The sequence below is a fragment of the Fodinicurvata sediminis DSM 21159 genome (assembly GCF_000420625.1).
GTDB lineage: Bacteria > Pseudomonadota > Alphaproteobacteria > Kiloniellales > DSM-21159 > Fodinicurvata > Fodinicurvata sediminis.
On record NZ_ATVH01000011.1, the window covers coordinates 717,588 to 740,918 of the forward strand.

Annotated in this window: 19 protein-coding genes; 4 read left to right on the top strand and 15 right to left on the bottom strand. The window is 58.6% G+C overall.

All coding sequences use genetic code 11. From position 1 onward, the window contains the following. Window positions 1-26 precede the first annotated feature (26 nt). The 11 genes from G502_RS0104790 to G502_RS0104840 form a co-directional block, all read right to left on the bottom strand. A complete protein-coding gene (locus G502_RS0104790; RefSeq protein WP_022727526.1) occupies window positions 27-1,013 on the bottom strand; it encodes an NAD(P)H-quinone oxidoreductase in 987 nt (328 codons plus the stop codon). A 13-nt stretch (window positions 1,014-1,026) separates the two neighbouring features. Continuing rightward, complete coding sequence (locus tag G502_RS0104795; protein WP_155957789.1) at window positions 1,027-2,409, bottom strand: hypothetical protein; 1,383 nt, start codon at window positions 2,407-2,409, stop codon at window positions 1,027-1,029. Continuing rightward, window positions 2,402-3,229: an SDR family NAD(P)-dependent oxidoreductase gene (locus G502_RS0104800; protein ID WP_022727528.1), complete on the bottom strand. Its 828-nt coding sequence runs from the start codon at window positions 3,227-3,229 to the stop codon at window positions 2,402-2,404. Before G502_RS0104800 ends, G502_RS0104795 begins: the two co-directional genes overlap by 8 nt. Then, a complete protein-coding gene (locus G502_RS0104805) occupies window positions 3,226-4,731 on the bottom strand; it encodes a tripartite tricarboxylate transporter permease (RefSeq protein WP_022727529.1) in 1,506 nt (501 codons plus the stop codon). Before G502_RS0104805 ends, G502_RS0104800 begins: the two co-directional genes overlap by 4 nt. Continuing rightward, window positions 4,728-5,261 (bottom strand): tripartite tricarboxylate transporter TctB family protein, encoded by a 534-nt coding sequence (locus G502_RS0104810; RefSeq protein WP_022727530.1) that lies wholly within the window; start codon window positions 5,259-5,261, stop codon window positions 4,728-4,730. Before G502_RS0104810 ends, G502_RS0104805 begins: the two co-directional genes overlap by 4 nt. Before the next feature lie 72 nt (window positions 5,262-5,333). Further along, the gene (locus G502_RS0104815; RefSeq protein ID WP_022727531.1) at window positions 5,334-6,317 is read right to left on the bottom strand and encodes a Bug family tripartite tricarboxylate transporter substrate binding protein; all 984 of its coding nucleotides are present in this window, start codon (window positions 6,315-6,317) and stop codon (window positions 5,334-5,336) included. Between the two features lie 55 nt (window positions 6,318-6,372). After that, window positions 6,373-7,086, bottom strand: coding sequence for an SDR family NAD(P)-dependent oxidoreductase (locus tag G502_RS0104820; RefSeq protein WP_022727532.1), 714 nt, complete (start codon window positions 7,084-7,086; stop codon window positions 6,373-6,375). A 4-nt stretch (window positions 7,087-7,090) separates the two neighbouring features. Next, on the bottom strand, window positions 7,091-7,855 hold the full coding sequence (locus G502_RS0104825; RefSeq protein ID WP_022727533.1) for a citryl-CoA lyase: 765 nt from the start codon (window positions 7,853-7,855) through the stop codon (window positions 7,091-7,093). 3 nt (window positions 7,856-7,858) lie between these two features. Further along, entirely contained in the window at window positions 7,859-9,385 is a 1,527-nt protein-coding gene (locus G502_RS0104830) for a class I adenylate-forming enzyme family protein (protein WP_022727534.1), read from the bottom strand. Window positions 9,386-9,394: 9 nt separating this feature from the next. Further along, on the bottom strand, window positions 9,395-10,180 hold the full coding sequence (locus tag G502_RS0104835) for an IclR family transcriptional regulator (RefSeq protein WP_022727535.1): 786 nt from the start codon (window positions 10,178-10,180) through the stop codon (window positions 9,395-9,397). 178 nt (window positions 10,181-10,358) lie between these two features. After that, the gene (locus tag G502_RS0104840; protein WP_022727536.1) at window positions 10,359-10,547 is read right to left on the bottom strand and encodes a hypothetical protein; all 189 of its coding nucleotides are present in this window, start codon (window positions 10,545-10,547) and stop codon (window positions 10,359-10,361) included. An 814-nt stretch (window positions 10,548-11,361) separates the two neighbouring features. Between G502_RS0104840 and G502_RS22220 the strand changes: the two genes are divergently transcribed. The 4 genes from G502_RS22220 to G502_RS0104870 all read left to right on the top strand — a co-directional run bounded on the left by G502_RS22220 (window position 11,362) and on the right by G502_RS0104870 (window position 15,864). After that, a complete protein-coding gene (locus tag G502_RS22220; protein ID WP_022727538.1) occupies window positions 11,362-12,024 on the top strand; it encodes a hypothetical protein in 663 nt (220 codons plus the stop codon). A gap of 178 nt (window positions 12,025-12,202) precedes the next feature. Next, window positions 12,203-12,463: a helix-turn-helix domain-containing protein gene (locus G502_RS22875; RefSeq protein WP_022727539.1), complete on the top strand. Its 261-nt coding sequence runs from the start codon at window positions 12,203-12,205 to the stop codon at window positions 12,461-12,463. Between the two features lie 189 nt (window positions 12,464-12,652). Continuing rightward, window positions 12,653-14,803 carry a site-specific integrase gene (locus tag G502_RS0104865; protein WP_022727540.1) on the top strand — a complete coding sequence of 717 codons (2,151 nt, stop codon included), beginning with the start codon at window positions 12,653-12,655 and terminating at the stop codon, window positions 14,801-14,803. Beyond that, window positions 14,800-15,864: a tyrosine-type recombinase/integrase gene (locus tag G502_RS0104870; RefSeq protein ID WP_022727541.1), complete on the top strand. Its 1,065-nt coding sequence runs from the start codon at window positions 14,800-14,802 to the stop codon at window positions 15,862-15,864. Before G502_RS0104865 ends, G502_RS0104870 begins: the two co-directional genes overlap by 4 nt. 495 nt (window positions 15,865-16,359) lie before the next feature. Here G502_RS0104870 and G502_RS0104875 read toward each other — a convergent pair whose 3' ends face one another. The 4 genes from G502_RS0104875 to G502_RS0104895 form a co-directional block, all read right to left on the bottom strand. Then, window positions 16,360-16,812, bottom strand: coding sequence for a hypothetical protein (locus tag G502_RS0104875; RefSeq protein ID WP_022727542.1), 453 nt, complete (start codon window positions 16,810-16,812; stop codon window positions 16,360-16,362). A gap of 3 nt (window positions 16,813-16,815) precedes the next feature. Next, window positions 16,816-18,273, bottom strand: coding sequence for an argonaute/piwi family protein (locus tag G502_RS0104880; protein WP_022727543.1), 1,458 nt, complete (start codon window positions 18,271-18,273; stop codon window positions 16,816-16,818). Next, complete coding sequence (locus G502_RS0104885) at window positions 18,273-19,595, bottom strand: DUF4365 domain-containing protein (protein ID WP_022727544.1); 1,323 nt, start codon at window positions 19,593-19,595, stop codon at window positions 18,273-18,275. The genes G502_RS0104880 and G502_RS0104885 overlap by 1 nt, the downstream gene beginning before the upstream one ends. A 654-nt stretch (window positions 19,596-20,249) precedes the next feature. Further along, a complete protein-coding gene (locus G502_RS0104895; protein WP_022727546.1) occupies window positions 20,250-23,225 on the bottom strand; it encodes a type I restriction endonuclease subunit R in 2,976 nt (991 codons plus the stop codon). Between the last annotated feature and the right edge of the window lie 106 nt (window positions 23,226-23,331).

Consider the following 23,331-nt stretch of genomic DNA (forward strand, 5'->3'; position numbering starts at 1 on the left):
GAATACTCTTCCCAAAATAAGATGGATCACGTCGTCAAAACAACTTTGCCAAAATGATCACCAGCTTCTAACTCAGTATGAGCAGCCGATGCATTCGAAAGTTTATGGACCGAGTTTATAATGGGAAGCACTTCTCGGTCCTCGAGCAATGGCCAAACTTGGTTTTTGAGTTCGCGCGCGATTACGCCTTTCTCGTCAATACTTTGGGGACGCAAGGTACTCCCCAGGATAGCCTGACGGCGACGAACCATTGCCTCTATGTTTAACTCAGCCTGTCCTCCACCTAGGAAAGCAATCACCACGAGACGACCACCAATGGCAAGACATGAGAGATTACGCTCAAGATATTCGGCACAAACCATATCCAGGATTACATTCACACCTGTACCTTCTGTTAACTCCTGGATGCGTTGCTCAAACGGTTCATTACGATAATTAATTGAACGGGCACCCAACTCCTCGCAGCGTTCACACTTCTCTGAACTGCCGGCGGTTGCAAAAACCTGCGCTCCGAACGCCTTGGCCAATTGGATTGCCGTTGTTCCTATTCCACTGGCCCCGCCATGGATCAGGACACTTTCACCCCTCTTCAATAATCCCAATCGAAAAAGATTAGTCCAGACGGTGAAAAAAGTTTCAGGCAATGCCGCAGCCTCGACTGCGGACAATCCGGCAGGCCAGGGCAGTGCCTGCTGTGCAGGAGCCACGCAATACTCGGCATATCCCCCGCCCGCAACCAAAGCACAAACCTTTTCACCCGGCTGAAACGACTCTACAGCGGAACCACAGGCTACAATCTCGCCTGCAACTTCAAGTCCGAGGACCTCAGTGATACCCGCAGGGGGAGGATAGCCTCCTTTGCGCTGATTCAAATCAGGCCTATTCACTCCTGCAGCCTCAACCCGGATCAAGATCTCGCCCGGTGCAGGCTCCGGAATCGGAACCGAGCGTACTTCCAGAACCTCAGGGCCTCCGGGCGCCTTGGCAAACACCGCGTTCATCTTCTCCGCCATGGGCAACACCTTTCTACTGCAATAAAATCAATGATAGAGCTGGCACCACACACGCAACCCCCAGACTTAAAAGGGTCAGAACACCATTTCCACGGTAGACTGTTGTCGCGGAGCTAAGTCCCATAAGTCGAGTTGCAATCAGGACATTGGCCGTGAACGGCGAGCTGGAAGCAGTGATTCCCCAACCCAGAATAGTAGGAACGGCAAGCCAAAGCATTTGCTCCTGTGGCCACACTGGGTGCAATAAACCCAGGAGAACACTCGCAGTCACAATTGGGTTGAGGGCAATCAGCCCACCCAACACCATGAGCACTGGGATCGAAGCTGCAATAAGGGGCAACATACCGGGAAGGAGTTGTGGCAAAACCTCCAACGCACCAATGGACTGGGCGATCACCACACCCAGAAAACCAGCACCGGACACCATGACGATCTCGTTTATGCCGCCATTCACGGCATGAGAAAAGGTAACCGTGGGTGCAGGTACCCCGCCACTACAATATTGAACCAGGATCCATGTCATGGAAAAGGCTAAGGATGCGTAGAACACACAGGCTGGCAGTTGCAAATCGGTTGCCAGGTAGAGCCCAAATGTAGCGCCGACCAATCCGCAAACACGCAAGAGCACCTTCAAAATTGCAGCGCGTTCGTCGACACTTGACTTACCAGCCTGGACAGATGCTCCTGCCCTTATTCCGCGGGATATAAAATATCCGGTTGTTATATAGATCGCACCCCCCAGAAGTCCCCAAGGGAGGATATCCAGATAGCTAACCTCCGGGACCATGGATAAGGTTATGATCATGGACAGCGCGAGCGGAGACCACATGGGCATCGCAGCAAAGCCTCTGAGTAGAGCTAATGTCAGCTGCAGTACCGACTTCTGCTGACGGAGTTCATCAAGCCTGCGGGAAAGCAGTGATCCCATTAGGCTGGCCGCACCGAAATTAAGAAAAACGGAGAGAATGTGCGTACCAAGGGTAACGAAGAGATATCGGGATCCTTGTGGCTGGCTAGCCACAACTGTGGCCGCCTTGCGGACATCCTTACAACGTTCGGCTGCACTACTCAGTAATCCCAGCGACACCAGAAATGCGGCCAGAAAACCAGCGCGCTGCAACGCCGGATCTAAGTGTGCAGAATTACTAGTTAGAGTAAATAAGCCGAAGATCACAACTACTAAAGCAATAATCCGCGCACTGAGGCGCATCCGAGGTACGTTCATCAGCGCAATCAGGCACAAAGCCCCACCGGGAATCACACCAGGGATCGGCAGAAACGGCATCAGTAAAGCAGAGATCAGGAGCACCAATCCCAAAAAAGTACAAAGACCTTGCGCGCAGTTTAAACCGGTAAGGTCCGATACGGTATTGGATGGAGGCACAGAGTTACTCATCCACCGCCTGTCGGATCGTGGCCGAAAGCCCCCCGTCCACCACGAGTTCCGTTCCGGTAATATAGGCTGCCCGATCTGAAGCGAGGAAAGCTGCTGCCTCAGCAATGTCCCATGGGCTTCCCATGTGTCCCATCGGACACTGGCGGTCCCGGCTTGCTCGCATTTCCGCCTCGGATCTATCTCCGTAACTGCCAGCAAGGGTGACCCCAATGCGCGGGGTATCGATCAGGCCGGCCACGATCGAATTCACCCGAATACCACGAGGGGCGACCTCCACGGCCAATGCCCTGGCAAACTGGTTGGCGGCCGCCTTGGTCGAGGCATAGGCCAGATGCGGAACCCCGGTGTGCCGGATGGCCGCAATCGAGGAGGTGACGGTGATCACGCCTGCCCCGCGGGGTTTCATATGCACAAGCGCCGCCTGGCTTGCCACATGGAGAGACGTCAGATTGGCATCGCTGATCCGCCGCCAGTCTTCGGCCGTCGTGTTCTCGGAAGGCCCGCTCTTGCCGAGACCGACATTGCAATGAAGAATATCGAGGCGCCCGAGCCGTTCCCCCAGGGTGGTAATCTGGTCCTTGAGCGCTTGCGCATCGAGGACGTCGACACAGGAAGCCTCGGCCGATCCCCCTTCGCCTGCAACCTGTGCCGCCGTTTCCTCGGCCGCCTCGAGATTGTTGTCCAGGGCAACGACATGCGCGCCCCGGCGCGCGAGCGTCATGCAGATCGCACGTCCGATTCCGATTCCCGGAGCAATCGAGCCTGCCCCAAGGATCACGGCAATCCGCCCCTTCAGGTCCTCGTTGATATCTGCACTCATGACGCGGTCGCCTCTTCTGCACTCGCCTTGCGTGCCCGGGTCATCCGAATCTCGCGCCGGATCCCGATGAACAGGGAGATCACCGTAAAGGCGATGAAGATCCAGCAGATCGGGCTGCGGAAGAAGATCGTAATGTCCTCGGCAATCAGGTAGGACCGGCGCAGATTGTCCTCGAAAAGCGGCCCCAGGATGAAGCCCATGAGGAAGGGGGCGGCCGCCATGTTGATCCGCATCATGAAATAGCCCAACAAGCCAAAGGCGAGCATCACGCCCACGTCAAACATCTGGTTCTGCACGGCATAGCTGCCGAAGACGCAAAACATCAGGACGATCGGCAGAAGAATGTGACGGGGAATGTCGGCTATCTTCGAGAAATAGCGGATCGCGAACTTGCCCGAGACGAAGAGCACCACCGAAGACAGCATGATGCCGATGAAGATCGCATAGATGAGCGAGATGTTTTCCTGGAACATCAGCGGACCGGGGGTGAGTCCCTGCAGCATGAACGCACCCAGGATGACGGCCGTGACCACATCACCGGGAATGCCAAGGGACAGCAGCGGGATCAGGGTTGCGCCGGCAACCCCGTTGTTGCCGGACTCGGCCGCGGCCACGCCCTCGACTTCCCCCTTTCCAAAGGTCTCCGGGGTTTTCGATGTACGCCTCGCCTCGCCATAGGACAGAAAGGCAGCTGCGGTTGCGCCCGCGCCCGGGATCGTTCCTAGGATCACACCGATGAAACTGCCGCGGATGATGCTCAGGAAGCTCTTCTTGAATTCACTGAGGGTCACCCGGCTTCGGTCGGCACCCTTGACGGCAATCGGCGAGGCCTTCTTGACATAGAAGTCGATTACCTCCGGCAGCGCGAACAGGCCGATCAGAAGGGGGATGTAACTGACACCCCCCATCAGGTTGAAGACATCGAACGTGAAGCGCTGGGTGCCATAGACGAGGTCGAGCCCGATGGTCGAGATGAGGATCCCCAGAAGTCCGGAGATGACACCCTTGGTAAGGGAATTCCCCGAGATCGAAATGACGACCGTCAGCGAAAAGCAGATCAGCCAGAAGTATTCCGGCGGCCCGAAGGCGAGCGCCAAGCCCGCGATCAGGCTGGCCAGGAAGATTAGCGCCAGGTTCGATATGAAGTCCGCGATGCACGAGGCATACAGCGCCATCGTAAGCGCCTTGCCGGCCTGGCCCTTGCGGGCGAGCGGATAGCCGTCTAGCAACGTACAGGCGGCAGCCGGTGTGCCGGGCGCGCGGATCAGGATGGCTGTTACGGAGCCTCCGTAAACACCGCCCTTGTAGACACCGACAAGCAACAGAATGCCGGTTACCGGATCTAGGTTGAATGTAAACGGCAGCGCAAGCGCCACTGCCATGGTCGCGGTCAGACCGGGAATAGAGCCGACGAGCACGCCAACACAGACCCCGAGAGCGATCGCGATAAAATTTTCGAAAGAGAAGAAGAGGTCGAAGCCGATGGCAAGGTTTTCCATCATGAGTCACCCCACCCTTCGATAAGTGATCCCGCCGGTAGGGGGACCTGAACGACAATCGTGAAGAAAAAGTAGACCGCCGTCGGGACAAGAACCCCGATCCCCAGTAGTACGGGCAGGCGCCGTTCGCCGCCCACTGCCGTCAGCACCGTGGTCGCCGCGACCGCGGTTGCCAGCATACCGCCCCATTGCGGCAGGAAGAGATACCCCAGAAGCAGAAGGCCGAGCCAGGAAGAGCGCAGCTTCCACCGGGGATGGGGCTCAAACTCCTCCTCCGGATCGGCATCCGGCGGACGCGGGGAAAACCAAGCCTCGGCCAGATGAACGAGTGCCATGATGGCGATCAACGCACTCAAGACATAGGGCAGGAACCGCGGCGAGAGAGGCAAATGCTCAACGGACGCCGGACTTGTCACACCCGCCGGAATCACGAGAGAGGCGAACAGCACGGACGCGGCTACTGTCGCAATGGCAAAGACGCTCTCGCGAAGCCGTTGAGCACGCAGATACTGCTCTCTGGAGAGATCGGTCATGGCAAGCGCTTCCTCCCCTGGCCGTCTCCGACGGCGGCCCGCGACGAGCCACCGCCGGAAATATGGCGCTAATTACTCGACGGTGACCCCGGCTTCGTCCACCACGGTCTTCCAGTTATCGAGCTCGGTCTCGATGAAGTCGGTGAATTCCGCAGGATTGCTGCCGACGATCGTCGCACCGCGCGTATCGGCAAACTCGGCGAAATCCTCACTTGAGACCACCTTGCCCAGGGAGGCGGATAGTGTCTCGACGACCTCCTCATCCGTGCCAGCCGGTGCCAGAAGACCGAACCAGGACTGGGCCGAGAAGTCCTTGAGATCCTCGATACCGGTCTCGTCCAGCGTGGGCACATCCGGCAGCTGCTCGGAGCGCTCCAGGCTCGTCACCGCAAGCGGCCGCAGGTCGCCCGACTGGATATGTGGCATCGCGGACGGCAGATTGTCGAACATAACATCCACATCGCCCGAAAGCAGCGCCGGCACGGCCTCACCGCTTCCCTTGTAGGGAACGTGGGTCATATCCACCCCGGTGCGGGCCTTGAACATCTCGCCCGAGAGGTGGATGGAGCTGCCCGTTCCCGAGGACCCGAAGCGCATGGTTTCGGACTGGGCACCTTCAAGGAAGCCCTCGACGGATTCGTAGGGGCTCTCCTTGTTCACGACCATGACATTGGGGATAGTGATGAGGTGCATGATCGGCTCGAAGTCCTCGAGGGGCTCGTACTGCAGGTTCTTGTAGACCGCAGGCGCGATCCCGTGCGAGGAGACCTGGCCCATGAAGAGCGTATAGCCGTCGGGGCGCGCCTTGGCCGCCTGGGTGGTCCCCAGGGTGGCCCCTGCCCCCGGCCGGTTCTCCACGGTCACCGTTTCGTCCAGCTCTTCGCTCAGGCCCTCCGCGACCTTGCGTGCGAGCACGTCTGTGGCACCACCGGCACTATAGGGCACAATAATAGTGACGCGCTTTTCAGGATAGTCGTTCGCCTGGACCGACGGGGCCAGGGCAAGCATTGCGGCGGCACCGGCAACGCCCATAAGGGTTCTTCTGGTAACAGTCATTGTTTCCTCCTCTGAATGATACGGCTTGCGAGACTTTATTCTTATTGTTGGACGTTCAGACAGATCCGATGGTCATGCCTCCGCAGACATACAAGATCTGCCCGGTGACAAAGCCCGCTCGTTCCGAGCAAAAATAGGACACGGCATCCGCCACATCCTCGGGCTTTCCAAGCCGCCGGACCGGAACGCCCGAGATGATCTTCTCGGTGCGCGGATCCCCTGGCGGGTTGACTTCATTGAACAGTTCGGTGGCGATCGGGCCGGGCCCGACCGCATTGACGGTGATTCCGTGCTGGCCGAGCTCGAGGGCCCAGGTTTTCGTCATGCCGTGCAGGCCGGCCTTGCTGGCCGAATAGGCGCTGCGCAGCTCCTTGCCCAGGGCGACACGGCTCGAGATGTTGACCACCCGTCCGAGCCCGGCCCCTTTCATCGAGTCCAGGGCAGCCTGCAGGCATATCAGTGGGGCGCGCAGATTGACGGCCGCCACCTGGTCCATCGAATTGGGATCGGCCTCCTCGACGGACGCAGGCAGGACGATCGCCGCATTGTTGACCAGCCGGGTCACCCGGCGGCCCTGGCAGAAGGCGAGCAATCGCTCCTGGACAGCCTCTGCGTCCGACAGGTCGACCTGGATCGCTTCCTCGGCATGGTCATGCTCCGGAGTGTTACGGTCGAGGACGGCCACGCGCAGGCCATCCTCTTTGAGCTGTCTTGCGATCGCGGCCCCGATGCCGCGGGCGCCGCCGGTGACGAGGGCATAGTCAGGCATGAATTCAGTCCTCGAAGGGGATCGCCTTATCGACGACCTCCCAGATATACCGTCCGGAGGGTTTCTCCTGCTCCTCGGCGATGTGGGCCACCAGGCCGGCCGCCCTGGAGACCACGGCGAAGCCCCGCATCAGATCAACCGGAACGCCCATGTCCCCCAGCAGCGCCGCCGTCGCTCCGGTGGCATTGATGGTGATGTGTCGGCCATATTCCTCATCGACGACCGTGGAAAGCAGCTTGAGGGCGTCCAGGTGCCGTCTGGCCTGACTCTCCTCCTCACCCATCCTGAGCAGCATCTGCGCCCTTGGGTCGTCGGGCTTGTGCAGGTGGTGTCCGAACCCCGGGATATGGGCCTTTCGTGCACGGTGATCACGTACGATCTCGCGGGCCTTATCGGCCTGCTTGTCCGCCTCGAGCGGCACGATCTGGGCCAGCAGACGGGCATTGTTCTCGATGGTACCGACAAACTGGCTGCCGACCGCCATGAGGCCGGCAGCGACGGCCCCCTGCAGATTCTCCGGCGCCGACATGTAAACGGAGCGCGTGGCAATGGCGCTGGGCGTCAGGCCGTGCTCCATGATCGCGATCAGGATCGCGTGCATGATACGCGCTTCACTGCGAGAGATCTCGCGGCCCAGGACGTGCCTCATCATCACACTGACGAAGTCGCTGTCGCCGGGCATCAGTTCCTCGACCAGGTTCTGGTCGCGGTAGAAGATCGCGGTGTCGGTATAACGGCAGAGCGATGTTGTGGGTTTGTGCTGAGACATCTCTCATCCTTTCTCGGTGTTGGGCGTGTCCTGCCCGAGGTGACGCTCGGCCAGGCGGTCCTTCTGCAGCTTCCCGATCGAATTGCGCGGAAGCCGGTCGTAGAAGACGATCGATTTCGGGGTCTTGACCGGCCCGAGGCGCTCGCGAAGGAAGGCGATGAGTTCGCTTTCATCGGCCTTCGTCCTGTCACGGACCTCGACGGCGGCGTGAACGGCCTCGCCCCATTTCTCATGCGCAACGCCGTAGACGGCACAGTCCACGACCTCCGGATGCTCGCCGAGAACAGGCTCGACGTCCGCCGGATAGACGTTGAAGCCACCGGTGATGATCAGCTCTTTGGCCCGGCCGCGAATGAACAGGAAGCCGTCGTCATCAATCAGACCCAGGTCCCCGGTATGCAGCCAGCCATCGACAATGGTCTTCGCGGTCGCCTCTGGCTGGGCCCAGTAGCCCGTCATTAGCAGGTCGCCGCGAATCACGATCTCTCCTGTTTCGCCACGCGGCAGAAGTGTTCCGTCCGAGCCCATGACCTCGACTTCGGAGAGCCAGGTTTCGCGGCCGACAGACGCGCGCTTCTCCGGTTTCATCATGTCCGCGGCCGAAATCATCGTGGCGATCTGGGGCGCCTCCGTCTGGCCGTAGGTCGAGGCGATACAGGGGCCGAAGATCTCCTGCGCCCGTGCAATCGCCTCGGGGCGCATGGGGCCGGCGCCATAGATCAGGTTGCGCAGATCCCCATAGTCGGAATTGCGGACCCCATCGAGTTCCATCAGGACGTAAAGCACCGTCGGGGGCACGAAAGTGGTGGCAATAGCTTCATGCTGAAGGTGATGCAGGATCTCCTCCGGGCGGGCGCGGTCGAGCATGACGAGTGTCCCGCCCGTTCCCAGCGTCGGAAGGATATAGGTCGACATGCCATGCGTGATGGGTGCTGCTGCGAGACACCTCTGGCCCTCGGCAAGCCCCCAGGACTGGATCTGGGTAACGATATTCGTGTTCCAAGCGCGATAGGGCTGCATGACGCCCTTGGGCTGGCCGGTCGTGCCGCCCGTGAACTTGATCGCCTGTGTGGCATCCAGAGGGAGACTCACGGGGCGCGGCTTGGCTCCCTCATGGGTCCGGCAGAGCTCCTGGGTTGTTCCCGCCCCGCCACCATCCGGATCGGACACCAGGATGGTTGCTTTATCGCCCGATATCTTATCCCGGGTCTCTGGCTGGACGATGACGATACTGGCTTCGGTGAAGGAAACAGCCCTGTCGAGCTCGTTGGCCGGATTCAGCGGCTGCAGTGGCACCCAGACCTTCCCGGCCGCCAGAACCGCCAGCCAGCAGGCCAAATGGTCGATCGTGTTGTGGGCGCAGACCCCCACACGGCTGCCAGGCTCAGGATCAAGCCTCTGGAGTCCCGCAGCAAGCGCCGCGACGCGGGCATGCAGTTGGGCATAGGTCAACTTCTCGCCTGCGAATTCAACGGCGATATGCTCGGGCCAAAGCTTCGCTGCGCGATCGAAGAAGTGTATCGGGTACATTGCTTTCCTTCAGGTAGAATAGCCGGACCGCGCCAGGGCCCGATTCATGGTTTCGACGATTTCCTTGCGGCGCTGGGCCTTGAGGCGCGACTTGATCGTCGACACCGACAAGGCAGCCATCAGCTCTCCGGCCGTATCGAACACGGCCACGCCGACAGCACTGACATCGGGAATGATGAGCGAGTTGTTCACGACAAAGCGGTTTTTCTCCCACTGGCGCACCAACCTGCGCACAGCAGTCACAGAGAGTTCGCCGTAGCGATCATAAGTTTCTTCATTTTCGGCAATGACCCTGTTGCATTCACTCTTGGGAAGGGCCGCAAGAAGTGCGGCTGATCCAGCTCCTACCCCTAAAGGCCGCCGCGCACCCACACTGAGAGTGTTTGTACTTATAGGATAGGTCCCAGGGACCACATCGACGCACAGTGCCTCATCGCCATATCGCACCGACAGGTAAGTCGTATCCCCAGTCGAGGCTGCGGTTTCTTCCGCTGATGCGCGCAGACGCCTGACGACGTCCTCGAAGGCTTGTGGGGACCCTGCGGCATTGGCAAGTGAGAACAAATGGATTCCGAGATTATAGGTCTTGGCATAGGGATCGAAGGTCAGTAACCCACCGTCCACGAGACCCTTGAGTAGCCGCCGTGTTGTAGCGGTATTCAGCTTTGCCTGACGTGCAAGAGTCGACAGATTGACCCCTGTAGCATTCCTTGCTGCCACAAAATCAAGAAGTCGAATCGCCTTGGCCAGCGATGATTCTGCCCCCTCAGACTCCTGCCTGTTTCGACCAGACACGAACGTTCCTCCCTTGAGTGCGGCTGTCTTCTGCAACCGCTTAAGTTGGAGGAAGGCTAATCGAACCCAGAATTACGAGTCCATATAATGTTTATCATATAGTGAACTTTTTTTATCATTATATGATAAACAATGCCACGCGGTATTGATATAATTATATATTTTCGTGATTAAGAAATTAGCTTCCATGAATTTGGTCGCTTACAATCTTGCTCAAGTTTGATTCAGCTGTAACTGAAGCGTTCTCCGGAATATGCAGGTTCGCCGTATTTCTGCGGGCACCATTCGGATCTTCTTTATCCACAATGGGCAACTGATCCAGAAACTCAGAGAAATCCTCCACGTCCCCCGCGATCAGATGAACCATCTTGCCTTCTTTCTGGAAAGTCCGGCGCACGCACAGCAAGGCGGCTTAGAAGACACCGGACCATTCGTAAGAATAGAGGTCAGGCCAGACACGAATCAGGAAAAAATCCAGTGACCTATTGGTGAACTCTGGCTGCGCGTCGCCTCGATGCACGCGCAGCCAGAGCTCACCAACAGCCTGAATAAGCGTGTGCAATCCCATCCAAAATTTGGAGTAAGCATACGATGACGATTACGACCCTACCACCGCTATACACCTATTCGTCAGCACCGAAGGTGTTTTCCTATTCAACGCCGCCCAGCGCAAAATCAAGGGGATCGACTTTGCTGAGACCATGGCTCTCAGCACTCGAAAGCCCAACCCGGATACAGCAGGTCCGTCTTCTCGCTCAACGACCCGCGGCCAGAGTACGAGACGCAACGCGTCTCGATCTACATAGGTTTCATGAGGTAATAGAACGCGCTGCCAAAGTCATCGCGGAACCCATCCCGAATGGGAAACGTAAAGACTTTGAGGTCTCCCTCTTCCTGAGTCTTCGAGATAACCAACTCACGGTTCGATGTCGTGTGCGTCCTAAGATCGTATCCCGCACGCACATCGAGCTTTTGCATGCCCTCGATTTCTCGGAAAGCCGGCGTATAGCTGCCAAATCGCTGATTGCGTTCTGGTCCACTCAGAAAGCGTGGCTGAGCGAAAGCGGAATCCAGCAGCTCGAACTGCGCTGCGATGCCCAGGCTGCTGACTCCGCCTCTCGAACTCCCCAAGCCGCCTGAACGGCGCCATTCTTTCTTCCCGGAATCAAGGACATCAGATCATGAACACCAACGAACCGCTTCAGAGCTTCAACCAATCATTGCCCGAGTGTCACTATTACTATCGAACTGACGTGGGCGCGAGAGTGAGACTCGGTGATAGCTGGGGCACAAAGCCAAACGTTGTGACGAAAGATATCACACGTCTTTCCGCACATCTTCAGCACCATTTCGCAACAACACGGATTCTGCTGCGTGGGCACACATCAGACGACATCCCGCAACAGAAATTGCTTTTCACGTACGATTTTGACGATGCACTCGCACACATTCTGGGTATCGCAACGAATGGAATGCCTCAGGCTCAAAAGAAAGGCGCTCACCTAACCCTGCGTATTGGCCGAGCGTCGAAATCCGTGCGGCATCCGAGGTATCAAGTATCAGCATCCCTGTCGGGACTGCACGAGGATCAGGAAGACGAAAGTCCAGTCTCTGTAGACGGCCGCGAGCGTTTGGCAGCACGAAGCCTCAACTTTTATATCTCCAGCAGATCTGCCTGGTTCAATGCCTCCGGCATAGACTTACTGACGCTTGTCTACAGACTGAACAATGCACAGACCCGCTATCCGGATATGGAGCGCGCATTTATCAGCATGGGTCAGACCGAGCAGGGCCGACGGACGATGACCCATATTGCCAATAATATATCTCCGATTGCCTCGTAATCTGAGGTCGCTCATCTCATTGTGGAATCTGGCGGTGGTCGTTTTGCGGACTCACCGTCAGATTCATTTTGTTGAGAGCCACAACAGAAAATCTGACCGCAGCGGTTTTTCCACATAAACCCTGTTCTCCATCCGTTCTACCCTGGTCATAGAAACCATAAGAAGATGGAGGCATCACATGATCGATCCCGACAAGGGCTCGCTGACCGTTGCGGACTGCGCCCAGCGGCTCCGCGTTTCCACAAAGACCATCCGGCGCGCGATCCATCGTGGAGAGTTGACGGCCCATAAGAGCCGGCAGGTTTACCGGATATCGCCCCGAGATTGGAAACTGTACCTGGCCGAACACTGGCCAGAGGCCCCTGCCGAGCGACAGTCATCTACGCCTGAAGAGGCTGTCCGCTCTGTCCGCAAAAGTCCAGCGTTGTCCAAGGGTTAACCCCCTGGTGTGAAAACGGCCACGCTTGAAACTCAACTTTATAAGCGCGGCCGTTTTCACCCCGAGACACCGCAGTCCACACCTGTCCACCACAGTCCAACAAAACCAGGGAAACAAGAACACACCGCGTGGTGGGGGTCGCTGCTCGGGCGATGACCCCCACCACACGGAGATGAACAGGAGTCCAACATGACAGAAACACAAAGCCTCGCGACATACGATGTTCGCAGTCAGGTCTTCGGAGATCACTTTCCTTCCCGCGGCGTGCAGCTTGCCGCACGCCGTGCCTGTCGGCGTATCCACGAGGTCATGGATCAGGCGCCGGAGACCATTGAGACAGCAGATATCAGGCAGACCTACGTCGAGAACGTCGGCACGACCTTGCCCAGGCGCGCGCGCAGCGATGAAGCCGGCGCCCTTCGGCACGTCGACGATCTGCCGGGCCTATCGTCCGACGTTTGCACCCGGATCCGCCAAGGCCAGGCAACTCTGGCCGATGCCATCACCGTTGCCCGGGAACAGCCGTGGGGACGGGAATGCGGGCGAATCATCGGCGCTTTGCAGCGATACGCGGAAGCCAGAAACCGAACGCCCGAAGCGATTCCCGCTGTCGAACGGAGTATCAAAGCCGAGCTCGCGAAGATGAGTGCCGCGGATTTCGGTGTGACCCAGAAATCATACGGAACCTTACGCGCGCGTATATTGCGCGGGGTCCGTGCTGTGGATTTCCATCGACACACCCGCCTGTCTGCCGACGCCCTCAGCGGACCCTGGCGTGTGCTGACCGACAAGGTCCGAAAGGATCATCCGGAACTCCAGGGTGATCTCGCGAAAATCTGGTCGCTTGTCGATTACTGCTGGCAGCGCAACTTGTGCCCGGACGATGTGGATGACTCCGTCATCCAGGACCTCCTGGCCTATCTTGAAGCGCACGAGGTTGAAGGCCCCTTCAAGCGCGCCCGGGCCACGGTGTATTCCTGGGAACGTCTGCAAAAGCACGTGTCCGGTTGGCCAAGTTCACAGCTCTCCCGCCTCTATTCTGATGGCAATTCAGGTCGGGTCTCGGCGCACTTTGAAGACCTCCCCAAAGGCACCCAGCAGCTCTGGCATGACTTTGTGGCCGCCATGCGCAAGACGGACAAACCCGAGGACCTGGCAGACCTGGTGCCCCCTGAGGGCAACTCTGACCCCTTTGCTGGTGCAGGTCTCGATCAAGCCGCTCCGGACATCACGGGAAGCTATGGTGAAACAAGCCTGAAAAGCCTGAGACAGCATTGGCTCATCTGCGTGAAGGCGCACCTTGAAGAAACCGGTGCATACCCTGCTCGGCTTTCCGACGTCACGACGCGCGAGACCCTGACATCTGTGGTCAGGGATATGGACGCACGTCAGGCAGCCCGCAGCAAAGGCCAGGAGCCATCACGTAAAGGCATCTACAAGAAAGCCATTCTGACGTCTGCCATCGCCTGGGCTCGTTATGATCTCTGTCCTGAAGAGCACATCAACAAGCTCCAACTCATGCGCGATCACGTCGACCCGCATCTGCTCGGCAAACACGTAAACGCCATGGGCGAGACCAAGCGGCGTTACCAGGACTACAAGATGGGAGCGCGGCACAAAGAGCGTCTCAGGCAGTTCAACGATCCCCTTGCGATTGTCACATGGTACAATCTTCCAGAGCATTTGGTCACCCAGGCCAAGGCCCGGCTGGCGCGATCCGACAAGGATCTCGAGGCGATAAATCTCGCCCTGGTCGCTGTGCTTCATCGCATTCTGCGGTGCGCCCCATTGCGCCGCAAAAATCTCGCCGGCTTGCGTATTTCAGGCCCCAGTCCGCAAGTCACCTTGCCGCCAGCAGGCCGCGGCAAAGGCCGCATCACCATCGAGGCCGAGCAAGTCAAGAATGAGCGCCAGATCGACATCGAGCTGGATCAGGAAGCCGTGAGTCTCCTGCGCTGGTGGATCCAGGAGGTCCGTCCCCTCCTCGCCAGGTCGGTCGGTGCCGATCCGGACAACGTGTTCCTGTTTCCGGCCCACGGGAATCAGCATCGCGCCAAGGAGCTCCTGAACGCGCATTTTCGGAAGATCAACGAGAAGCACGGCGGGTTCCGGATGAATCTGCATTTAGCGCGTCATTTGACCGCAAAGATACTGCTCGACAGTGATCCAGCGCAGATGGACCTGGTTCAGAACCTGCTCGGGCACAAAAGCCGACAGGTCACGGAAAGCTACTATGCGGAAGTCCAGCAGATCCTCGTCCAGCGCCGTTGGCATGAGATTCTGGACGAGGCCAGCCAAAGCGCACGCCTCATGCTCAAGCGGAAAGGACATGCATCATGACCGCGATCAACCGCCGTCCCACAACCACCGACCAATTGATACAGGAAACCATGACCTGGCCGGCAGACGCCGGTCAGGCCTGGCGCGAAGCGCATGACCCGCACTGGGGGCCTTTAAGCTGGGCACCGGAGTCACGCTATACTTATGCCCGGATCTTTAGCCGCTATCTTGAAGTGGTTCGCAAGGCCGGCCTTCCGGAAGACGCTGTCTGTCTCCTCACCTCGACCGGAGTGAAGCGCTTCATTCGTGAAAACCAAGGGACAGCGTCACCACGCACCTTGCACGGCTACATTCATCAGCTCATCGAAGTCGCCAAGGTGGTCTACCCTGAACGCATCAAATCAGGAGAGCTGGACTGGCTTTATCAGACCCGGGCCAATCTCTTTCCCATTGCCGCCGGTTCACCGAAACGGCGACATGATCTCCTCGTTTCCGCAATCGACCTATTGTGGGTCGCGGATGCCGCATTACGCGAAGCAGGCGATCTGACGGGCTGGAAAGGCGCTCAGCTATATCGAACGGGCATGTTCATCCTGCTCGGGCTGTATGTCCCCGAACGCCGCCGTGCGCTTTGCAGTTTGCAGCTGGACCAGATCTATCTGGAAGGCGGGGCCGTCCACTTCGATGCATCACAGATCAAGACCCGACAGGACCATAGTTGGTGTATCCCTGACGGCGTGGTTGATGTGCTACGGAACTGGTGTGAGGAATGGCGACCGAGATATGCTCAAGAAGGCGTATCATCGCTCTTCATCAGTGCGCGGGGAACGCCCGTCGTAGACGCAACCCTCTATGCCGCCATGCGCGAGCTCTGCCGGGACAAGCTGGGCGTGCCCGTGTCTCCGCACATCCTGCGACATGCCTCTGCGACCACCCTGCTCGAGCTGGAGCCCGAGCGCGCTGATCTGGTGACACTGCTCCTTAGGCACAACAGTCCGAAAACGCGGGACGAGTATACAGAGCGAGCAAACGCGATCCTTGCGAGCAGGAAGGCAAGTGATACGATCCGAGCGGCTGGTGAGATGGCTGCCAGGGAATTGCGCACTCAGCGCAGTCGTTGAGCGCCTTGCTTACCTGCCACCAATCCGACCCCAAACTCTGGGCCCAGAAGGACATTTCACCAAGAATACATACTAAACCATTGATTATAATTATATAATCAGGTTGTCGGAGTTTTGTGCGATTTCGCGGCTCGCTTTTGCCCAGCAAAAGGGGGAACGGCTCCGCCGTTCGGGGCAGAAACCCTAGGATATACCGGGTTCAAAGGGGTGCGGATATCTTAATATTATCCCCCCTTCCCCCTAGGGCAGACAAGGGCTTCGCCTTATACAAGCGTGACAGACTTGCCTCACGATTTTCCTTGTTTGTTCTCCCCCTCGACGGTGATCCTGACTCCGGAAGAGCATGATGCATGGATTGCCGAACCGCGGGAAAATCTGCTCCGGCCCGCTCCGACAGACGACCTCGCCGCCTATCCGGTGAAGAATGGTATTCGGGAAGAGAATCCACATCTAGCAGGATAGAACCCGATTGAGCTCCAATCGAGCATACAAACATCAACTATGATAAGCTTCGTTTACAGATTCGGACGCCGCTAGACAGGCATTCAGTATCGTAAGCGAATGACGCAATAGTTCAACGCTTCGTTGAGGCGCAAACCAGCGGCCGTTGAACTTGCCGCCATGAAAAAGATTGTTCCTCACCCGCCGCACATAGATAAGGACACGGTCGGACTGCAAATCAGTTTGGGGAACAGCCGCATCCCAACTGAGTACACCGTCTTCGACCATCTGCTTGTTCGGGGGATGGTCTAATATATAGGCGATCGCTTCTTTGAAATCTTCATCTTGCGGATCGTCAAAAAGCGCGGCAACGGATACGGCAAACTCACGCCAGTTTGCGTCAGCCGCCCCGTTACCCTTGTGAAACCCGGCGGCCTTCAGCGCATACTCAAAACGAGCAAAGGTCCTGAACAACTCCGTAGCCAGGTTGTTAAGTTCATGCTCCATCCGCTAGATGTATCTCCGATAGTCGGTGCTGACCGTCTGGCCGTCGTCCATATATTTCAGGACTTCGCCGACCTTGCGAGCCGCCCGGATCGGAATGGGAAGCCGCTGGTTCATCTGGGTGGAATTCCAGTTGATCTTGGTCAGCGAAAACACTTCCTCGGCAATCTGGGCAACCGTGCTGTCGCAACTTTCGTGCGGGCAGAGTAGCAAAGGCCGGGGATCGTACTGGCCCGGATAGGTACCGTAATAGGGAATGCTGCCGTTCGTATAGAGCAGGCCCTTGCCCGCCAGGTTGACGAACGTGCCGCGAAGGACCGGGTAATTGCCGTCGCGCAAGATTTTCACCGCGTAGGATTCCTGGACCCAGACCAGGTCCCGGAGTTCGGTGCCGGCCTCTTCGAGCGCCTTCAGAATGCCATCCGCCTCATCGCCCCGAAAGCGCGAGGTCTTGAGCACAATCACCCGCGCCGGAAAATGCTTGTGGTGGTTCTTGTAAGCTTTGAGCACGTGAGAGGTCAGCTCATAGGCATCGTCAAAGGTCATGTAGGGATGCCGGCCGCGGCTCTCGGTCTGCGCCCGCTTGCCTTTGAGGATGAAACCACGCCCGCGTTCGTCGAACATCTGCGCCGCGCTGGTGAAGAGCTGCTGGCCGCCGGCTTCTCGGTAGAAACTGATCCCGACATAGCAGGCGGCATATTCGGCCTCGCGCGGCATGCGGCGCCAGGGGATGCGGCCGCTGCCCTTATAATAAAGCGTCGTCATCAGGTTCCAGCTTCGGTCAGCCTGATCCTGAATATCGCGGTCGCGGCTTTCCTTGACCTTCCGGGAAATCGACGCCTTCTCGTCGATCACGTCTTCCCAGACGATCTGAATCGGGAAGTTCAGGCCCATGGTCCGGGACTTGAGCAGCCCGCGGAAATTCGGGGCATCGGAACCGCCGCTGTCTTCCTTTTCGATGGTGCTCTTTGAATCGACCTTGGCGTTCCAGACGCGCTCGATCAGCGCCACCGGCAGCGCGATGATAGCCACGTCCGGCCGCTCGCCGCTGTCATCGAGCGTCTGCAGAAGCGCAACGATCTCCCCGACCGCCATTTCGACCGCTTTTTGATGGTCGGGTTCCCTGGTGATTTTATCGATCCGGCTCTGGGACAGCGCGGCTGTCGCACCGTCCGGTATCTCGAACCGGCAGCGGAACGGATTTTGATTGCCGAGTCCCGGAAAGTCCGGATGAAGATTGGGGTGCTTTTCGGTCTTGCCCTTGATGCCGGTTGATACGGCAGTCAGGTAGCTCTGCGTGCTCTCGACGGTTTTGGCGCTGCCGACGACGCCGACCCGGACCACCTCGCCCAGAGGCGGCTGCAGGGGACCGGCTTCGACAAGCCCCAGCCGCGGATCGGGATGATGGTGCTGATCACCAAACTCCAGTTCCGGCTCGTCGAATATCCTGTTTTCGAAATCCATCAGACCGCGAGCCTTTCCTGGTTGTCAGGCTCTTCCGCTTTCTTCCGGGGCGCGCCCCATACATCTTCCGGCACCCGCGTATCGAGGGTGATCTGCGGCGGCGCTTCGAACTGCAAACACAGCTCGGGTTCGGCATCCCGCCCGAACAGATCACCGGCGGCACGCTCCTTCTGTGTCAGGACGCGGTGCCACATGATCACCTGTCCTCGCAGCGAAGCGCTGTTGTCCATGCGCTTCTTTCCGGCAAGCAGCGCCTGCGGGTATGAATGCGGCGTAAAGCCGTCGGTCGTGAAATAGTAGGTCGGGGTTACGACCAGGAACCACTGATCATCCAGCAGCTCGAACCGCGGCGCAAATGCATGGTGCCGCACAAAGTCTACACGGTCCTCTTCCTTCTTGCTGGTAATGACATTGACGACATCCGCATGGGTCTTGTTCCGCGAAGCCTCATAATGGAACCGGCGCGGAACGTTCTTCTCAAGCGCCCTGAAATACAGCAGCTTGCGTTCTTTCTCCCAGTTCAGGTTCTCGCGGGTCTGATGCCTTAAGGTCTTCCGCAGGAGAAAGGCGAACTTGTTCTGTTCGTCCAGGTCTTCGTGAAACGCCAGATAGCCGGTCTCGATGGCTTCGACCTGATCGAAGTCGACAATATCCCGACACGGCGATGCCCGGGGATCATGAAACGACCAGAACGACCCGCCGTTGATCACCCAGTCGAACCGTGCCGGTTCCTCGCCCTCAAGCAGAAGCGCCGCCGCTTTCGGCCCCGAATGTGGCGTCGAGGCCACGTAAATCTCAGGGGGCATGGTAATCGGCAGGATATTGACCAGCGCGTCCTCGCCGCCGCCAAGCGGCGGAACGTAATAGCCGAAGCCGGCCTTCGGGACTGTCAGCGCAGCCAGCCGATTGACCGCGTTCCGGTCGAGGACATCGCGCTGCTTGTCAAACCGGAGACGGCGGTCTCCTTCCGTGACGCCGCTGGGAACTTCCTGCCAATAGAAGGTCTCATCGGACTTGCGATAGAGCACGATGATGACCGGCAGGTTTGAGGGACGCCAGTATTCGAGGTCCTTGCGCTTCAGTAAATAGGTGAACCCCTCATCGTCCTCAGCGGTATAGGTCCCCGATTCGGTCGCCTTCACCTGTACGGCGATCATTCGCGCCAACGGCTTGCCCTCATCCATCACCTCGGCAACACCGTCTATGCCAGCCTCCAGGCGCGAGCGCCCATCAAACTGAAACCCGATATCGAGAAACCGGTGGCGCACCGCAGTCTCGCCGATCTCCCCGAGCATCTGACTGGATGTGAGAGTCTTCGACATCTTTACACCTTAGAACAATCAAGGAACATTTGGTATGGGTTTGTGCCATCCGCCCTGCCAAGATTGTGGACAAGATGAGGGCATAACCGCTGCGGTATGATACCTATCGGCCAAGATTATCCTTGGCCCACAGTAGGGCGTCGAGAGCCGCCCGCTTGGCGGCGTCTTCCTTGGGATAACGCCGGCGTCCGGCCTGCGCGTGGCCGGTCTCCCTGTGCGTTACCCGCAAACCCCAATAGCGGCCTTTGTGATCAGAGGCCGGAAAGACCGTGAGATCGCCCCACATTCCTGACGAGATTAATATGTGTTAGCTTGCAGTTCACCCCACCCGTTTCAGAGTGGCCTTCCCCGGATCATAAACAAAATTGCCGATCGTTCCGATCAATCCGGCGCGGTCACTTATGGCCTTCAAATATCAAACATAAGTTGCGCCCGCAATCAACTAAAACTGGTAAGGCTTACCACAAATATGCACAATTTAAAGCTTAGCGGAAATGAAGCTTTCCCCGTCTGCGCATAAGCTTAATCTATCAAAGATTCCAGTCGCTACTGGATGAAGCATTGGAACAACCTCACGAAGGACAAAGATCTGGTTCCTCATGCCCTTCCGTCCGTTTTCTGAAAATGTGGACATTCGCAGCACCGCTGCCAGAGTCACATACGAGAACCGTCACCTTCCCTAACCTCCCTCAACGCCCGCCCGAAGAAATGCCGGATGGCCTGGTCGCGCGCCTCGGCGTCTGACAGCACGATGCTCTTCATCTCGCTGTCGCGCTGGAACATGCGGATTGCGCCCTGGAAGAAGGCCTGTGCATAGGCTGAGAAGACAACGTCCGGGGGGTTGTTGCGCATCATCTCGGTCATGTCCTCATCCAGGATCTCCCGGTTCACCTGCTCAAAGCGCAGGAAGTCCTCCTCGCTGAATTCGGTGCCATGCCGCTCGTTGAAGCTTTGGATGATCTCCGACAGCGAGCGCTTTTCGTCTTCGGTATAAGGGTTGGCGCCAAACTCGTTGATCGGTCGCAGGGGCTCGGACATGCCGGGCGTGAGGGAGGCGCTTCCCGCCTCTTTCTGCTCCACCTTGAAGGCCTGCAGGCGCAGCATGTCGTCGGTGATCTCGATGTCCGGCGGCACCTCGCGGTTCGGCAACAGCCGATACAGCCAGGCGGCATAGGCGTGCAGCTTCTCCAGGTCGGTATCCTCAAGGCGCACGACCTGGGCGACGAAGCTGTAGAAGCGCATGAAGCTCTTCAGCAGCTGGCGGAACTCTTCCTGTCTGCCTTCGTCCTCCTCCGCCTCGAAGCGCTGGACGGCCTCGCGCACCAGGCCTTCCAGCTTGATCCGGTCCCAGCCGTCGAGCGGCCCCTTGTAATAGGTCCGGGCAAAGCGCTCGACCTCCTCCGGGTCGATGATGCCGAAGGTGCGCAGGCGGCTTTCAAGGGCATAGACCTGGTTGGGATCCGAGGTCTCCATGAGCGCCGTCATCTCGTGGAACGGCATGAAGGCCTCCTGGATGTCCTCGATGGAGTTCTGGAAGTCGAGGACATAGGTGGTGTCCTTGCCCGGCATGGTGCGGTTCAAGCGGGACAGGGTCTGCACCGCCTGCAGGCCCGCCAGCTTGCGGTCCACATACATGGCACAGAGCTTGGGCTGGTCGAAGCCCGTCTGGTATTTCTCCGCTACGATCAGGATCTGGTACTCGGACCCGTCGAAGCGGCGCGGCAACTCGGTCTCGGAAAAGCCGTTCACCTCGGCTTCCGTCCAGGTTTCACCATCCAGCCGCAGCTCGCCCGAAAAGGCCACCAACGCCTGGACATCCTGATAGCCGTGCTTCTGGATATAGTCGCGCAGTCCGAAGTAATAGCGCAGCGCATGCTCGCGGCTTTGCGTCACGACCATCGCCTTGGCGTTGCCGCCCAGTTCGTGGCGTACATGGCGACGGAAATGCTCGACGATGACCTCGACCTTCTGGCTGATGGCCGTCGGATGCAGCGAGGCGAAGCGCGCGACCCGCCGCTGGGCCTTGCGCCCCTGCAGCTCGGGGTCGTCCTCGATGGCCTTTTCCAGCTCGTAATAGGCCTTGTAGGTCATGTAGTTCTGGAGCACGTCGAGGATGAAACCTTCTTCGATCGCCTGGCGCATGGAGTAAAGGTGGAAGGGCCGGGGCAGGCCATCCGGCCCGGGCACACCGAAGCGCTCCAGCGTCACGTTCCGCGGTGTCGCCGTGAAGGCGAAGTAGCTGATGTTGGCCTGCGGCCCGCGGCTCTTCTGATAGGCGGCGATGATGTCCTCGACATCGTCGCTGGAGGTCGCCTCGCGCGTCAGCGCGTCAGCCAGCGCCTGGGCGCTCTTGCCCGACTGCGAGCTGTGCGCCTCGTCCACCAGGATGGCGAACCTGCGGTCCTTCTGTCCTGTCACCTCCTGCAGGTGCTCGGTGCCGAACTTCTGGATCGTGGTGATGATGATGCGCGCGCCATCCTGGATCGCCTGTTTCAGTTGGCGCGAGGTGCCGTCAATCTTCTTCACCACCCCCTTGGTCTGCTCGAACTGGGCCACGGTGTTCTGGAGCTGGCGGTCGAGGACGATGCGGTCGGTGACGATGATGACCGTGTTGAAGATCGGCTGGTCGCCCGCATCATGCAGGTTGATGAGCTGATGGGCGGTCCAGCCGATGGTGTTGGACTTGCCCGAGCCGGCCGAGTGCTGGATCAGGTAGTTCTGCCCCGGGCCGTGCTGGCGAGCATGCACCATCATCCGGGTGACGGCATCGAGCTGCTGATAGCGCGGGAAGGTCAGGGTTTCCTTGCCGTCGGTCTTCTCCAGGTGAATGAAGCGCCCGAGGATGGCGAGCCACTTTTCGCGCCCGAACACGGCCTTGCCGTCCGGCAGGTCCTTGTAGAGATAGGCAATGCGGAACTCGTCCGGTATCGCGGGATTGCCGGCACCCCCTTCCGCACTGCCGCGGTTAAAGGGCAGGAAACGGGTCTTTCCGTTCATCAGGCGCGTCGTCATCGAGACGTTGTCCTGGTCGGCCGCGAAGTGCACCAGCGCGCCGCGCTTGAAGGTCAGCAGCGGTTCGCCGGCCGGTGAGCGGTCGGTCTTGTACTGCTTCTCGGCGTGCCTGAAGGTCGCGCCTGTCAGCAGGTTCTTCAGCTCCAGTGTGGCCACCGGCAGGCCGTTGACGAACAGCACCACATCGAGGGCGTTTTCGTTCTTCCGGCTGTAGCGCACCTGGCGCATCACGCTCAGGATGTTCGCCTCATAGAGCTGCGTCAGGACCGGGTTCAGGTTCGAGGCCGGCTGGAAGAAACAGAGGGAAAAGCGGATATTCGGGATCAGCTTCAACCCGCTGCGCAGGACGTCGAGGGTGCCACGGTCCTTCAGCGCCTTCTCGAGCTGCGTGAAGAACTCGGCTTCTGCGCTGGCGCTATACTGCGCGGCCAGCTTGTTCCATTCGTCCGGCTGGGTTTCCTGCACGAACCGCAATAGCAGTTCCCTGTCCAACGCGAGGTCTCGGTCGAAACCTTCGGGCGACCGCTCCAGGTATCCCTGATTAGCGACAAGGTGGGCAACCAGGTGGTCCTCCAGGACTACTTCTCGATGGATGACGTTGGCGCTTCTTGCAGTCATATACTCTCCGAATCAAAACCCAATCAAGGGGAGCGGGTGGGCGAGTAATGCCACAATACATTGATTTGGTTGTATTTTTGTTTTCCCATTTAGTTTCCCCCTGCAC

Coding starts and splice junctions, on each gene's coding strand:
- G502_RS0104795 (WP_155957789.1), bottom strand. CDS start 2,409: ATGAGTAACTCTGTGCCTCCATCCAATACCGTATCGGACCTTACCGGT.
- G502_RS22875 (WP_022727539.1), top strand. CDS start 12,203: ATGATCGATCCCGACAAGGGCTCGCTGACCGTTGCGGACTGCGCCCAG.
- G502_RS0104820 (WP_022727532.1), bottom strand. CDS start 7,086: ATGCCTGACTATGCCCTCGTCACCGGCGGCGCCCGCGGCATCGGGGCC.
- G502_RS0104880 (WP_022727543.1), bottom strand. CDS start 18,273: ATGGATTTCGAAAACAGGATATTCGACGAGCCGGAACTGGAGTTTGGT.
- G502_RS0104885 (WP_022727544.1), bottom strand. CDS start 19,595: ATGTCGAAGACTCTCACATCCAGTCAGATGCTCGGGGAGATCGGCGAG.
- G502_RS0104800 (WP_022727528.1), bottom strand. CDS start 3,229: ATGAGTGCAGATATCAACGAGGACCTGAAGGGGCGGATTGCCGTGATC.
- G502_RS22220 (WP_022727538.1), top strand. CDS start 11,362: ATGAACACCAACGAACCGCTTCAGAGCTTCAACCAATCATTGCCCGAG.
- G502_RS0104790 (WP_022727526.1), bottom strand. CDS start 1,013: ATGGCGGAGAAGATGAACGCGGTGTTTGCCAAGGCGCCCGGAGGCCCT.
- G502_RS0104830 (WP_022727534.1), bottom strand. CDS start 9,385: ATGTACCCGATACACTTCTTCGATCGCGCAGCGAAGCTTTGGCCCGAG.
- G502_RS0104870 (WP_022727541.1), top strand. CDS start 14,800: ATGACCGCGATCAACCGCCGTCCCACAACCACCGACCAATTGATACAG.
- G502_RS0104840 (WP_022727536.1), bottom strand. CDS start 10,547: ATGGTTCATCTGATCGCGGGGGACGTGGAGGATTTCTCTGAGTTTCTG.
- G502_RS0104825 (WP_022727533.1), bottom strand. CDS start 7,855: ATGTCTCAGCACAAACCCACAACATCGCTCTGCCGTTATACCGACACC.
- G502_RS0104815 (WP_022727531.1), bottom strand. CDS start 6,317: ATGACTGTTACCAGAAGAACCCTTATGGGCGTTGCCGGTGCCGCCGCA.
- G502_RS0104805 (WP_022727529.1), bottom strand. CDS start 4,731: ATGATGGAAAACCTTGCCATCGGCTTCGACCTCTTCTTCTCTTTCGAA.
- G502_RS0104895 (WP_022727546.1), bottom strand. CDS start 23,225: ATGACTGCAAGAAGCGCCAACGTCATCCATCGAGAAGTAGTCCTGGAG.
- G502_RS0104810 (WP_022727530.1), bottom strand. CDS start 5,261: ATGACCGATCTCTCCAGAGAGCAGTATCTGCGTGCTCAACGGCTTCGC.
- G502_RS0104865 (WP_022727540.1), top strand. CDS start 12,653: ATGACAGAAACACAAAGCCTCGCGACATACGATGTTCGCAGTCAGGTC.
- G502_RS0104875 (WP_022727542.1), bottom strand. CDS start 16,812: ATGGAGCATGAACTTAACAACCTGGCTACGGAGTTGTTCAGGACCTTT.